Raw genomic sequence first — 14,291 nt, 5'->3', positions numbered from 1 at the left:
TATGAAGTTATATCCAATACAATGTGGAAAATTTAAACTGGACGGCGGTGCTATGTTCGGAGTCGTCCCGAAGAGTCTGTGGGAAAAAACGAATCCTGCAGACGAAAAAAACCTGATCGAGCTGGGAACCCGTTCCCTGCTTATTGAAGACGGAAAAAAACTGATCCTGGTAGACTGCGGTCTCGGTAACAAACAGGATGATAAATTTTTCGGACATTATTCTCTTTGGGGAGATGATACTCTTGATAAAAATCTCAAAAAATACGGCTTTATAAAGGAGGATATTACGGATGTATTCCTTACTCACCTTCACTTCGATCACTGTGGGGGCGCTATTGAATGGAATGACGACAGAACGGGATACAGACCAGCCTTCAAAAATGCCAACTTCTGGACCAATGAAAATCACTGGCAGTGGGCAACAGAGCCTAATGCAAGAGAAAAAGCAAGCTTCCTGAAGGAAAACATTATGCCAATGCAGGAAAGCGGCCAGCTTAATTTTTTACCGCTTCCTACTACCGGAAACTATGGTTTTGCTCCGGATCTGAAGATGGATGTTATCTTTGTGGACGGCCATACCGAAAAACAGATGCTTCCGGTGATTCAATACCAGGAAAAAACAGTTGTTTTTGCAGCTGACCTTATTCCTACAGCAGGGCATATCAACCCGGTATATGTGATGGGATATGATACCAGACCTCTTTTAACAATGGAAGAAAAAGGGAAGTTTCTGAAGCAGTGTGTAGACAATGAATATTTACTGTTCTTTGAGCACGATGCCCACAACGAGCTGGCAAGTCTTAAAATGACCGAAAAAGGAGTAAGGCTTGATGAGACGTTTAGCTTTAATGATGTGTTTGGATATTAATTTTTGATCATGGAAGAATTACATTCAGAAACGCAGCAGGCGGAACCGGAACCAGCACCCAAGATCATAGGCTTAACAGGCGGAATAGGCTCAGGGAAAACTACAGTAGCTCATTTTATAGAGGAATTCGGTTTTCCGGTTTATTATTCCGATGACAGAGCTAAAGCGATCGTCAATGAAAGTGAAGACCTGAAAATAAAAATCAAAGAACTTCTGGGAGAAGATTCTTATGATGAAAATGGATTGTATGACAGAAAATTTGTTGCTGATAAGGTTTTTAATGATAAAGATCTGCTCCAGCACCTAAACGAAATTATACATCCCGCTGTAAAAGCTGATTTTGAAAATTGGGTAAGCAAGCAAAGCAAATATTTGGTTTTCAAAGAAACGGCTTTACTCTTTGAGCTCAAACTTAACAGACAATGTTACAAATCTCTTTTGGTAACCGCTGAGGATAATATCAGAATTAAAAGGGTGATGGACAGGGATAATAAAACGTACCGGGAGGTAGAAGCTGTTATGGAAAAGCAAATGCCTGAAAGGGATAAAATTAAAATGGCAGACTGCATCGTCTATAATAATACCAATCTGGAAGAATTAAAAGAACAGACCGAAAAAGTAATTTTCAGTATTGACTAAATAAGGACTCGTTAGAAAGCTTTTCTAACGAGTTTTTTGTTAAAAAATAGTGCTTAAGAATATCATTTAATAAGGTATTTTTACAAAAAATAAGCCTCCATTGCTGGAGGCTTATTCTATTTGAAATTTAAATGTATTTATTCTTTGATAAATTTCTTCTGAACAGTATTACCATTATCTTCGATATCGATCACATAAACACCGTTGATCAATTTGCTTACATTGATCTGGTTGTTCAGTAAAATACCGTTGGCAATTACCTGCCCTGCGGCATTGTAAATTGTGTATTTTGCACGCTTGCTGATATTCTTCACAAACAATACTGAACTTACAGGGTTAGGATAAATCATGATACTGGTCTGATCAAGAGGATTGGCTGTAACAGGTTTTGAGATTCTTACCGTGTAATCCTCTACTTCTCCATTCTTGAAGTCAGCACAGTTTACAGGAATTCCGTCTCTGGACATAGCCACTCTCATTACCACATACTTGTAGTCGGTCATGCTTACAAACGCATCTGCAGGTACATTGAACTTTCCGGATACAGGGCTGTTTGAATTCGGTGAAGAAGTGAAAACTCTTTCGTTGATATCAAACTCTCCGTTTCTGTTGAAGTCAATCCATACGGCAATTCCTTCGTTGTAAGTAGTTCCGGTCCACTTCTTCTCAATAATGATCTCATTGTCTGTAGATCCCTGGATCATTTCGATGAATGTTTTAGGTACTCCCGTATAATCTGTATACGTAGAAGCTCCTGATTCATTCTCCATCGTTTTCTTACCTGTTGGTTTCACAGTAACCTTAGAAATATGCTCTCCTGTAGAGTTTTCAGCTTTCATCTTACAGTAGATTACTGTAGGCGTTGTGAAATAGTATGGAGGAGTATAATTTCCTGGTGTGCCGCTGCAGATATTCACTACCTGCATCTCATATTTTGTTAATTCCGTAAGACCTGTCAGTACTACATTATTTACTAATGACGGTACTTCCGTCCAGCTTGGAATACCCACTTTTCTATAGCGAAGAACATATGTGGCGCCTGGGAAAGGATCCCACTGGATCGCTGCTGATGTGGGAAGCAGTTGGGTAATGGTTAATCCCGGAGGAGGAATCTGGCATATTCTTTCTGTTGTAAATACTTTAGGGTTTGAATATGGATTCAATGTTGTTTCTCCATTACACTGGTTGGCAACCTGAACTTCATACGTGGTATAAGGCTCTAACGCTGTTACACTTCCTAACACATACGTGTTGGCTGGTGGTGCCGGTAAACTCACGATATTCCACGTTGTAGTTCCTACTTTTCTCCATCTCATGGTGTACGTAGAGCTTGCGGCCAGCGGTGCCCATGTAATCAATGCTGTGGTTGGCGTAATGTTAGTTACCGTTACATTTGGAGGTGTAGGATCACATCGTGTTGTAAATGTCTTGATTGGCGTTGCTGTTCCAACAATATCACCACAAATGGCAGCTACTTCTACTTCATAAGTGGTAGCCGGTGTTAATCCGTTAATCACTAAAGGAAGGTTACCCAGTTGTGCTGAAGCGTACACCTGCGTCCAGGCTGTTGTTCCCTGAACCCTGTATCGAACCACGTAGCTTACACCTGATCCTGTTATGGTAACCGTTGCAGATGTATGTGTTGTGGTAAATGTAGGCGCATTCGGTGTTGCATTGCTGCAAGGTCTTATTCTTACTCTGTAGTCTTCTACTTCTCCATCTACAGCATTCTGACACATTATCGGAGCACTTGTACGTTTCAGTACCACCCGCATCGTTGTTGTTAATGGACCTGTGTACGCTGTTGAAGGAACGGCAAAAGTAGCTGTAACAGGACTCGTTGTACTTGCTGCAGAAATTAAAATTCTCTCTGCGTCTGTAAACTGTCCGTTTCTGTCAAAGTCGATCCATGCCGTTACTGCATCGTTTCCTGTGGATCCGGTCCAACCTTTTGATACGGAAATCTTATTATTTTGTGAATTGACATCTAAAGTAATAAGCGTCTCAGGTGTTGTATAGCTCGTATAGTTGCCCTGTACAGATGTATTGTTCATAACAGGAACTCCAAGGTTGGAAGAGGTAACCGTTACATTCGAAATATGATCATTAGTTCCCGAACCTGTCATCTGACAGTATGCTAATGGCGGTGTTGTAAATGCTACTGATGACGAGTAAGCTCCTGTAGAGCCTCCACATGTGGTAGAAACCTGAACTTCATAGTTGGTCTGTTCTGTAAGACCAGTAATGCCATAGAAGTTCTGACCTGCAGGAATTGTAGCGGTCTGCCATGTTCCGCTTGGTGCCACTCTCCATCTTACGGTATACGTAGCTCCAACGGTAGAAATCCATGATACGGTAGCATTAGTTGCAGAGATATTATTTACTGTAATACCCGTTGGAGGAGCTGTAGAACAAGGTTGAGAATCTACAAATCTTACCGGATAATCTTCCACTTCTCCCTGAGTGAATGTTCCACAAGGGTTGTTCGTACTACTGGTACTCATCACAACACGCATACGCGTTGGCTGAGTTCCTGTAAATACATTTCCACTGGCCACTGTAGGTACAGCAAAAGTAGCTGTTACAGGAGTAGTGGTGCTCGCTGTAGTATTCAGAACCCTTTCACTGGTTTCAAATGTTCCGTTTCTGTTAAAGTCAATCCAAGCTGAAACTCCATATGAACTGCTGGAACCCGGCCAGTATTTATTCACAGAAATTTTATTGTTGCCAGATCCCCTTTCAAAGATAATCATCTTAGTAGCATCCGTAGTATAATCTTTATAGCCATCCGATCCTGAATTATTAAACATAATAGGCGTATTGGTAGGCGTAACGGTTACATTATTGATGTATCCGCTGGTACCGGTATTCCCTGTAGGATTTGCAGTACAGTAAGTAAGGGCTGGAGTTGTAAAGTTCACACTTGATGAGAACGCGCCTGTAGTGCCGCCGCAGATAGTTGCCATCTGAACTTCGTACTGCGTCTGATCTGTTAAATTACTTAATAACTGGCTGCTTGTAAGTGGAGTTGTAATGTTAATTGTAGTCCATGTAGCATCAGTAACTTTTTTGTATCTCAACGTATACGTTGCCCCTATTGCAGGAATCCATGATACGAGAGCTGTACTTGCTGTAAGGTTTGAAACGGCAATATTACTTGGCGGAGCGGCAGAGCATGGCTGTAAAGCAATAACATTTAATGTAAAGTCTACATAATTACCATAAGGAGCAGGCCCGCAAGAAGTAATATTTCCGGACCATGATGTAGCCATTCTTACTCTGTAATTACCCGGTGCCTGTCCTGCAGCAATTGGAATAGTACCTGTAGCAGTCCCTGCATACGTGGTGGTGGCAAGAATTGTTTCACCAGGTCCATTGAAATTCATATCATTATTCCAGTCTACCCAGATATAATAGTAATACGTACTGGTTCCTGAAGTCGCCAAATTAACAGTTACAGAAGTACTAGGAATTGCAGAAAGTACTGTAGCAGAGTTATTCACATAGGTAGTATAACTGTTTGCTGTATAATTCAAATTTGCAATCCCTCCTGTAGTTGTAATATTATTCAGGTAATATGAAGTACTTGAAGTACCGCCTGTAGGTATACAATATCCTGTGTAGAAAGAAAGAGGTCCTTTCCATGTACTTTGGTCCGTTGCACTGCATCTTGCTCTTACCCATGCATAATATGTTGTATTAGGTGCTAATGGAGAAAGAGTTGTTGTCGTTCCGGAAGGAACGTTTTGTGAGGGCACCGTTGCGCCTGTTGGAGCAGCATTACTTGTACTGTAATAAATATCATACCCTGCTGCAGGAACATATCCAAAAGCTGTCCAGTTCAGCACTGCGCTCGTTGGAGTTACGGTACCGATAGATAATGATCCGGTTGCAGGCATAGGTGGGCATGTAGGAGGTGTAGTAATTGTTACAGGTCCGGACCATGTACTTTGGTCTGTAGCACTACATTTTGCTCTTACCCAAGCATAATACGTTGTATTAGGTACTAATGGAGAAAGAGTTGCTGTGGTTCCGGAAGGTACATTTTGTGACGGTACCGTTGCTGCTGTTGGAGCAGTGTTGGTAGTGCTGTAATAAATATCATATCCTCCTGCAGGAACAGATGAGTAAGCTGTCCAGTTTAACACTGCACTAGTTGGAGTTATTGTACCTGTAGATAAAGTTCCTCCCGGAGGCATTGGCAAACAAGTAGGCGGTGTACCAAAAGTTAATCGGACATTTGGTCTGTTGGCGCTTATTGTTCCATTCCCTGTAGGAGCATTAGTGTCCGCTTCAAAATACATATGGCTTGCTGTAGCGGTACTGTACTTAAAGCCTGCACCAGCCGTTCCAGAGCCCCCTCCGGACCCTCCGTAATTGGTTTCGACTAAAACCATGAGGTTATCCGTTCCATTGTAAGTGTACGGAAGCTGTAATTGGAGAGTATTCCATCCAACTGCAAGGCTGGTTATGTTCGCACTATATACTAAGGTTGCTCCAGTCGTTACCGTATTCCAGTTTTGAGCCGTGATAGCTGTAGTAGTGGATGGCACGGATTTTAAATAAACTTTTACCGGAAAGGTAATATTCATGGTTGTGGTAGCCTCCCATCCTACGGATAAGATACTTCCTCCACCAGGAGTGTTTATTTCTGCAGCAGTATATAGCGATGCAGATCTCTGATACCCATAGTAGGGCGTCAAAGGATATCGCTGCGTACTTGTTCCTGTTCCAATGGTTACGACCTGGGCATGCAATGAGAGCCCAAAGATCAAACCAAGAAACAGAATTAAAGAAGTAAAGAGTTTCTTCATAATGTTTTGGTTAGATATATATGTTAATCTTTACAAAATTAATTATATTTTTATCAATAACCAATTAGATTGCGTAAATCATTAACATATACCCACAAAAGAATAACTCAAATAAATTATAACCATTTTAGAGCCTTAAATTCTACTGAAATTTTCAAAAAAACCCGGGTATTTTTACAAAAAATAAGCCTCCATTGCTGGAGGCTTATTCTATTTGAAATTTAAATGTATTTATTCTTTGATAAATTTCTTCTGAACAGTATTACCGTTATCTTCGATATCGATCACATAAACACCGTTGATCAATTTGCTTACATTGATCTGGTTGTTCAGTAAAATACCGTTGGCAATTACCTGCCCTGCGGCATTGTAAATTGTGTATTTTGCACGCTTGCTGATATTCTTCACAAACAATACTGAACTTACAGGGTTAGGATAAATCATGATACTGGTCTGATCAAGAGGGTTGGCTGTAACAGGTTTTGAGATTCTTACCGTGTAATCCTCTACTTCTCCATTCTTGAAGTCAGCACAGTTTACAGGAATTCCGTCTCTTGACATAGCCACTCTCATTACCACATACTTGTAGTCGGTCATGCTTACAAATGCATCTGCAGGTACATTGAACTTGCCGGATACAGGGCTGTTTGAATTCGGTGAAGAAGTGAAAACTCTTTCGTTGATATCAAACTCTCCGTTTCTGTTGAAGTCAATCCATACGGCAATTCCTTCGTTGTAAGTAGTTCCGGTCCACTTCTTCTCAATAATGATCTCATTGTCTGTAGATCCCTGGATCATTTCGATGAATGTTTTAGGTACTCCCGTATAATCTGTATACGTAGAAGCTCCTGATTCATTCTCCATCGTTTTCTTACCTGTTGGTTTCACAGTAACCTTAGAAATATGCTCTCCTGTAGAGTTTTCAGCTTTCATCTTACAGTAGATTACTGTAGGCGTTGTGAAATAGTATGGAGGAGTATAATTTCCTGGTGTGCCGCTGCAGATATTCACTACCTGCATCTCATATTTTGTTAATTCCGTAAGACCTGTCAGTACTACATTATTTACTAATGACGGTACTTCCGTCCAGCTTGGAATACCCACTTTTCTATAGCGAAGAACATATGTGGCGCCTGGGAAAGGATCCCACTGGATCGCTGCTGATGTGGGAAGCAGTTGGGTAATGGTTAATCCCGGAGGAGGAATCTGGCATATTCTTTCTGTTGTAAATACTTTAGGGTTTGAATATGGATTCAATGTTGTTTCTCCATTACACTGGTTGGCAACCTGAACTTCATACGTGGTATAAGGCTCTAACGCTGTTACACTTCCTAACACATACGTGTTGGCTGGTGGTGCCGGTAAACTCACGATATTCCACGTTGTAGTTCCTACTTTTCTCCATCTCATGGTGTACGTAGAGCTTGCGGCCAGCGGTGCCCATGTAATCAATGCTGTGGTTGGCGTAATGTTAGTTACCGTTACATTTGGAGGTGTAGGATCACATCGTGTTGTAAATGTCTTGATTGGCGTTGCTGTTCCAACAATATCACCACAAATGGCAGCTACTTCTACTTCATAAGTGGTAGCCGGTGTTAATCCGTTAATCACTAAAGGAAGGTTACCCAGTTGTGCTGAAGCGTACACCTGCGTCCAGGCTGTTGTTCCCTGAACCCTGTATCGAACCACGTAGCTTACACCTGATCCTGTTATGGTAACCGTTGCAGATGTATGTGTTGTGGTAAATGTAGGCGCATTCGGTGTTGCATTGCTGCAAGGTCTTATTCTTACTCTGTAGTCTTCTACTTCTCCATCTACAGCATTCTGACACATTATCGGAGCACTTGTACGTTTCAGTACCACCCGCATCGTTGTTGTTAATGGACCTGTGTACGCTGTTGAAGGAACGGCAAAAGTAGCTGTAACAGGACTCGTTGTACTTGCTGCAGAAATTAAAATTCTCTCTGCGTCTGTAAACTGTCCGTTTCTGTCAAAGTCGATCCATGCCGTTACTGCATCGTTTCCTGTGGATCCGGTCCAACCTTTTGATACGGAAATCTTATTATTTTGTGAATTGACATCTAAAGTAATAAGCGTCTCAGGTGTTGTATAGCTCGTATAGTTGCCCTGTACAGATGTATTGTTCATAACAGGAACTCCAAGGTTCGAAGAGGTAACCGTTACATTCGAAATATGATCGTTAGTTCCGGTTCCTGTCATCTGACAGTAAGACAATGGCGGTGTTGTAAATGTTACTGATGACGAGTAAGCTCCTGTAGAGCCTCCACATGTGGTAGAAACCTGAACCTCATAGTTGGTCTGTTCTGTAAGACCAGTAATACCATAGAAGTTCTGACCTGCAGGAATTGTAGCCGTCTGCCATGTTCCGCTTGGTGCCACTCTCCATCTTACGGTATACGTAGCTCCAACGGTAGAAACCCATGATACGGTAGCTGTAGTGGCTGCAACGTTATTCACTGTAATATTTGTAGGAGGAGCAGTAGAACAAGGCTGAGAATCTACAAATTTAACTGCATAATCTTCTACCTCTCCCTGAGTGAATGTTCCACACGCATTGGCATTGTCATAATATCTCATCACAACACGCATACGCGTTGGAAGAGTTCCTGTATATACATTTCCACTGGCCACTGTAGGTACAGCAAAAGTAGCTGTTACAGGAGTAGTGGTGTTATAAGTAGTATTAAGAATTCTCTCACTGGTTTCAAATGTTCCGTTTCTGTTAAAGTCTACCCATGCTGAAACTCCGTAAGATACAGGAGAACCTGGCCAGTATTTATTCACAGAAATTTTATTGTTGGCGGATCCTCTTTCAAAGATAACTACTCTTGTAGGGTCTGGTGTATAATCTTTATAATTGTCTGATCCGGAATTACTCAACATAATAGGCGTATTCGTTGGAGTAACGGTTACATTATTGATGTATCCACTGGTAGCAGTGTTGCTGGAAGGACCTGCAGTACAGTAAGTAAGAGGCGGAGTTGTAAAGTTCACACTTGGTGAGAACGCGCCTGTAGTTCCTCCACATACCGTAGCTACCTGAACTTCATATGCGGTCTGCTCTAATAATCCTGTAAGCAGTTGGTTACTTACCAAAGGAGTATTTACAGTAATCTGCTGCCATGCACCAGAAGGCGAAACTCTATATCTTACTATATAAGTAGCTCCTGTAGCTGACGTCCAAGTAACGTTAGCTGAAGAAGGCGTTATATTATTTACAGTAATATTGGAAGGTGGAGCGGTAGTACATGCTGACAGGTCTATAAGTTTTACCGCATAATCTTCGGTCTCTCCGTAAGAATATGTACCACAAGCATTAATTGGGCTATACTCATTCATTACGACACGCATTTTAGTGGTAAGGTTTCCTGTATATACATTTCCACTGGCAGTAGTAGGTACAGTAAATGTTGCTGTAACCGGAGTTGTTGTATTACTTGGCGAAGTCAGCACTCTTTCAGAAGCTTCGAAAACACCGTTACGGTTATAATCAATCCAAACTCCCGTCAAGAAGCTGTACTGATAATCCGGCCATACTTTTGATACTGAAACAGTACCTGTACCCCCTCTTACCAAAGTAACCAATCTTGTAGGGTCATTACTATAGTCTGTATAACCACTCTGACCAGAATTGCTTACCATGGAAGGAGCACCCTGCGCATTGACTGCAACCTGACCTATATATCCGTCAATATACGTACTTGTAGCAGCTGAAGCACAGTAGCTTAATGCCGGAGTAGTAAAGTTCACACTTGGTGAGAAGGCTCCTGTAGAACCTCCACATACCGTAGCTACCTGAACTTCATATGCGGTCTGCTCTGTTAATCCGGTAATAAGCTGGTTTCCTACTAAAGGCGTGGTAACGTTAATTGTGATCCAAGGGCCTCCTGATAAAGGTCTGTATCTTACAACATAAGTAGCGCCAGCAGATAAATACCAACCAACATTCGCAGAAGTTGTTGTAAGGTTGGAAACTGTAATGTTTGTAGGCGGCGCTGCAGAACAAGCTGGCAGCGGGTGGCTTTCAAACTGTATACGAGGAATATCTGCAAGTCTGTCCTTCGCAGTTGGCGGTGCTGCCGGATCCGGATTTGTAGTATCTTCATAATAAATCATACCTCTGTTTGCTCCTGCATTGTAAGAGCCCCAAGCTGTACCTGGTGAAGATGAGTAACCTGGAGTTTTTTCATTTACAGCAACCACTAGATTGTCTGTTCCATTCCATAAAAATGGTGTAGCCAGTTGAAGTGTTACCCAGTTTCCGTTGGTTAAGGTAGGTAAAACTCCGGCATATACCTGAGTAAGGGCGCTTAAAGGAACCCAGTTTGTAAGGGAGGCAAAGTTATTCTGGGTGGTGTTTCCCATATATACTACCCAATCCTTGTATACATCCTGAGAGGTTGCAACAGTGGTAGAATAAAACTTTATTGCCGTGATATAGTTCGACGTACCAATGGCAGTCGAAACTTCCGATGCAGTATAAATCTGCTGGGAATAACTATACCCATAGTAGGAACGTATAGGGAGATACACAGAGGTACCCGTTCCCGTTCCGATCTGGCCTGCCTGAGCCGAGACTTTGGATACAAAGCCTGCACAAATCAAACAGAGAAACAGAATTAAAGAGGTAAAGAGTTTCTTCATAATGTTTTTCATTATAATATTAATCAGACAAATCTAATCATTTTTTATTATTAAATTATAGGTACATTTAGGTTTTTTTTGAAAAAAAATGACATTTTAATCACTTATGCTTTAAATAAAGAAATCCCCGGGGATTCCCGGGGATTTGCCAATATTTAAAGGTTATCTTTATTTCTTGATGAATTTAGATTTGAACTGGTCAATTCCTTTATCCTCTATTGTAATAACATAAGCTCCTTTAACCAGTGATGAAACATTTACTTTTCCATCATTGATATTTCCTCTATCCACTAATTGTCCTGCAGCGCTGTAAATCTTATAAGTTGCTTTATCTGAAACTTTAGTAATATTTAGAACATCAGTTGCCGGATTTGGATAAATCTGAATTCCGTCATTTTTAACAGATGTTTCAGAAGTAGCAAGGTTACTTGTAATAACTACGTTATAATCTTCAACCTCTCCATAGTAGAAATTTGTTCCGCAAGTAAATGAAGCCGGAAGCGGGTATCCTTCACTGTCTGCTCCTGCATAGAATAAAAGAACTCTCATTCTCAGAGTTTGATTTTCCACAGCAGTATTAGGAACTGTAAACATTCCCGAGAATGAAGATACTGCAGTACTTGTAGTAGGAACATTTAATACAGCTTCGTTACTTTCGAAGACTCCATTTTTATTATAATCTATGTATATAGCTGCCACGTCATTAGCATATGCATTTCCTACTGAAAGAGAAATAGGATATGATGATCCTTTAACCAGGTTAATCTGAAGGGCAGAATTCGTTGTATAATTGGAATACGTTGATGCTCCTGTAGTGTTGTTAATGTTGGCAACGGTAACATTTGAAATATATTCATCCGTATTCAGCAGAGCTGATGCCGCACAATAGGTAATGGCAAGTGTTGTAAAATTAACAGATGCAGAATAAGTTCCAACTGTTGCACCACATACCAAAGCAACCTGTACTTCGAAGTTTGTACCTTCCGCTAAACCAGTTAGGTTAATAGATGGAACTGGAGAATCAACTTCATTCCATGCAGTTGTACCTACTTTTCTGTAACGTACTTTATAGGTTGCTCCTGTATAAGCCATCCATGAAACGTTAGCAGAAGTATTACCAATACTGCTTACTACCACGTTTGTAGGGGCAGCAGAACTACAGGCAGAAAGTGGTCCTATTGTAACAGGTCCTACTGCATAGAAAACGTTTCCTATCGCAGAAACTCTTACTTTAATGGTTTGTCCGTTTAAAGAAGAAGGGAATGTAAAGTTTTCAGTTCCATCGTTTGGAGTTGAAGCTGCTAATACAGTCCATGTTGTTCCGTTATCTGTAGTATAATCAATCTTAACGTTGGCAACATTATATGGAGCAGCGTTAGTATTAGCTACCAGCCATTGGATAGGTGTAGGTGTATTCACATCAGCATATTGGTTGGCTAATTTGAAAGGTCCTGTATCTCCTACAACAATTGTTTGAATGGCAAAGTTAGTTTGCTGCTGTGCAATGTTCGGGTTATTATCTCTTACTGTAACTGCAAAATTGGTAGTTCTTGCGAATGCAGAAACTGATTCCCAGGTATTGTTTGCGTTATTTAATACTCCATTCATTACAGATGTAAAGCTTGGGAAATATCTTGTCGGACTTGTTCCTGTAGACTTGGATCTGAATGTTGCTCCAGTAGTTGTATTACCAATATTATTTTTATTAATAACAACAGAAGCATTATCTATTTCTTCCCAAACATAAGTAAGCGGATCATTTTCAGCATCTGTAGCAGAAGCTGTAAGTACAAACGCAGTACCTTTAGGAATATTATATGTTGGTAAAGCAGCAATTACAGGTGGGTTGTTCGCAATTGAAGTTTCTACATCACATGTTCTTTCAATAAGTTTATCCTGAACCTGATCAATACTTGCAATATGGAAGTAAGGATCTGAATGTGGCTGTACATCAAAATTAGCTCCTGTAATACCGGCATATCCCATAATTGTAGATCCTGAACCCGGTTCCATGTTTACTCCAGACCCTTCAAGGCTATGAGAGAATGTATGATTTGCTCCCAACTGGTGTCCCATTTCGTGAGCTACATAGTCTATATCAAAATTATCTCCGGATGGCGGATATGCTGCAGATGGATTTACACTTCCTGTAGCAGGAGATGTAATACCAGAACCTTTACCTTCCGGCTCATCAGTAGTAGGGCTTACACAAAAGCAACCAATACAGCCTGCGTTTCCACCACCACCTGAGGCACCGAATAAGTGACCGATATCGTAGTTTGATTCCCCAACAACGGTTGTCAATTGGTTTTGCAACTCGGTGTTCCATGTATCTGGGGGTGATGATGCGCTGGTAACAGAAGCATATGGATCTGTAGCAGGGTTATCAAAAATAAGAGCTGGGTAGTTTAGTACATTTAAGTGTAATGCAAAGTCTTTTTCAAATACTCCGTTTACTCTAGACATGGTGTTATTTACCTGTGCCCATGCACCAGCAACTCCTCCAAAAAATTGGGTATACTCACCGGTAACAGACATTGCCAATCTCATTGTTCTGTATTTCTTATCAGAAGTTTTAGCAAAACTGGTGGGTTGGTTGGCGATAGATTTACCCTTTTTCAATAGAGCATCTATCTGTTTTTTAGAAGCAGGGCTTTCTTTAGTAGAGCATATAAATCCGTTAGGATTTTTCATCGTTTTAGGATGCACTGCGTATACACTCTTATCTGTAGTTAAAGGTTCAATGAATTCATATTTGTCTCCATCAATAATCATAGACTGAAGTTCGTTTGGAGAAACACTGAATCTTAAATATTTACCTGGGTCTTCAACACTTGTCCCTACATAAGAACCTAGCTCATACTTATCGGCAATTTCTTTTGCCAGAACAGGAAAGCTAAATACTTTAAATCTCTCTATTCTTCCATCTACAGTAGGAAGAGAAATGATTACCGGAGCTGCGTTTGGCCCCATCTCCTGAGCATTCTTCAATTGAGATCTTAGCAAAGCCAAGTCTAATTTGTAATACCCATTGTCTCTTACATTTGATTTCTCTACTGTAAAAGCTCCTCTTTTTTTGGTGTCTGCTTTATTAAATGAAGTGGGAGTCCATTGTCCGAACGCCGCTCCACCTATTAAAGTACACACCAAGGCAGTAAATACTCTTTTCATAAATTAAATAACAATTATAATTTCCGCCAAATATAACCATTTTACAATTTACAAAAGTAAAATAAATTAATATTTTTCAATATTCTGTAATACGCAAGTACATTTATTAAAAAAAATACAAACTTTAGAAGTTT

The 14,291-nt window shown here is 40.6% G+C and carries 5 protein-coding genes; 2 read left to right on the top strand and 3 right to left on the bottom strand.

Annotated elements, in window-relative coordinates:
* Position 1: 1 nt before the first annotated feature.
* Both BLW74_RS00795 and coaE read left to right on the top strand, forming a co-directional pair.
* Positions 2 to 868 (top strand): MBL fold metallo-hydrolase, encoded by an 867-nt coding sequence (locus BLW74_RS00795; protein WP_089689586.1) that lies wholly within the window; start codon positions 2 to 4, stop codon positions 866 to 868.
* A gap of 9 nt (positions 869 to 877) precedes the next feature.
* A complete protein-coding gene (gene coaE / locus BLW74_RS00790; protein WP_089689585.1) occupies positions 878 to 1,507 on the top strand; it encodes a dephospho-CoA kinase in 630 nt (209 codons plus the stop codon).
* A gap of 137 nt (positions 1,508 to 1,644) precedes the next feature.
* Here the strand turns inward: coaE and BLW74_RS00785 are convergent, their stop codons facing one another.
* The 3 genes from BLW74_RS00785 to BLW74_RS00775 all read right to left on the bottom strand — a co-directional run bounded on the left by BLW74_RS00785 (position 1,645) and on the right by BLW74_RS00775 (position 14,157).
* The gene (locus BLW74_RS00785; protein WP_089689584.1) at positions 1,645 to 6,321 is read right to left on the bottom strand and encodes a GEVED domain-containing protein; all 4,677 of its coding nucleotides are present in this window, start codon (positions 6,319 to 6,321) and stop codon (positions 1,645 to 1,647) included.
* Between the two features lie 231 nt (positions 6,322 to 6,552).
* Positions 6,553 to 10,986, bottom strand: a complete 4,434-nt coding sequence (locus tag BLW74_RS00780) for a GEVED domain-containing protein (protein ID WP_167358357.1) — start codon at positions 10,984 to 10,986, stop codon at positions 6,553 to 6,555.
* A 168-nt stretch (positions 10,987 to 11,154) separates the two neighbouring features.
* A complete protein-coding gene (locus tag BLW74_RS00775; RefSeq protein WP_089689582.1) occupies positions 11,155 to 14,157 on the bottom strand; it encodes a reprolysin-like metallopeptidase in 3,003 nt (1,000 codons plus the stop codon).
* Between the last annotated feature and the right edge of the window lie 134 nt (positions 14,158 to 14,291).

Origin of the sequence: Chryseobacterium culicis, assembly GCF_900108365.1 — a bacterium.
Classification (GTDB): Bacteria; Bacteroidota; Bacteroidia; order Flavobacteriales; family Weeksellaceae; genus Chryseobacterium; species Chryseobacterium culicis.
This window is presented reverse-complemented; position numbering and strand designations above follow the sequence as displayed.

Excerpts from the sequence above, each read along its gene's own strand:
- BLW74_RS00795 (WP_089689586.1), top strand. The coding sequence starts at position 2 with ATGAAGTTATATCCAATACAATGTGGAAAATTTAAACTGGACGGCGGT.
- coaE (WP_089689585.1), top strand. The coding sequence starts at position 878 with ATGGAAGAATTACATTCAGAAACGCAGCAGGCGGAACCGGAACCAGCA.
- BLW74_RS00785 (WP_089689584.1), bottom strand. The coding sequence starts at position 6,321 with ATGAAGAAACTCTTTACTTCTTTAATTCTGTTTCTTGGTTTGATCTTT.
- BLW74_RS00780 (WP_167358357.1), bottom strand. The coding sequence starts at position 10,986 with ATGAAGAAACTCTTTACCTCTTTAATTCTGTTTCTCTGTTTGATTTGT.
- BLW74_RS00775 (WP_089689582.1), bottom strand. The coding sequence starts at position 14,157 with ATGAAAAGAGTATTTACTGCCTTGGTGTGTACTTTAATAGGTGGAGCG.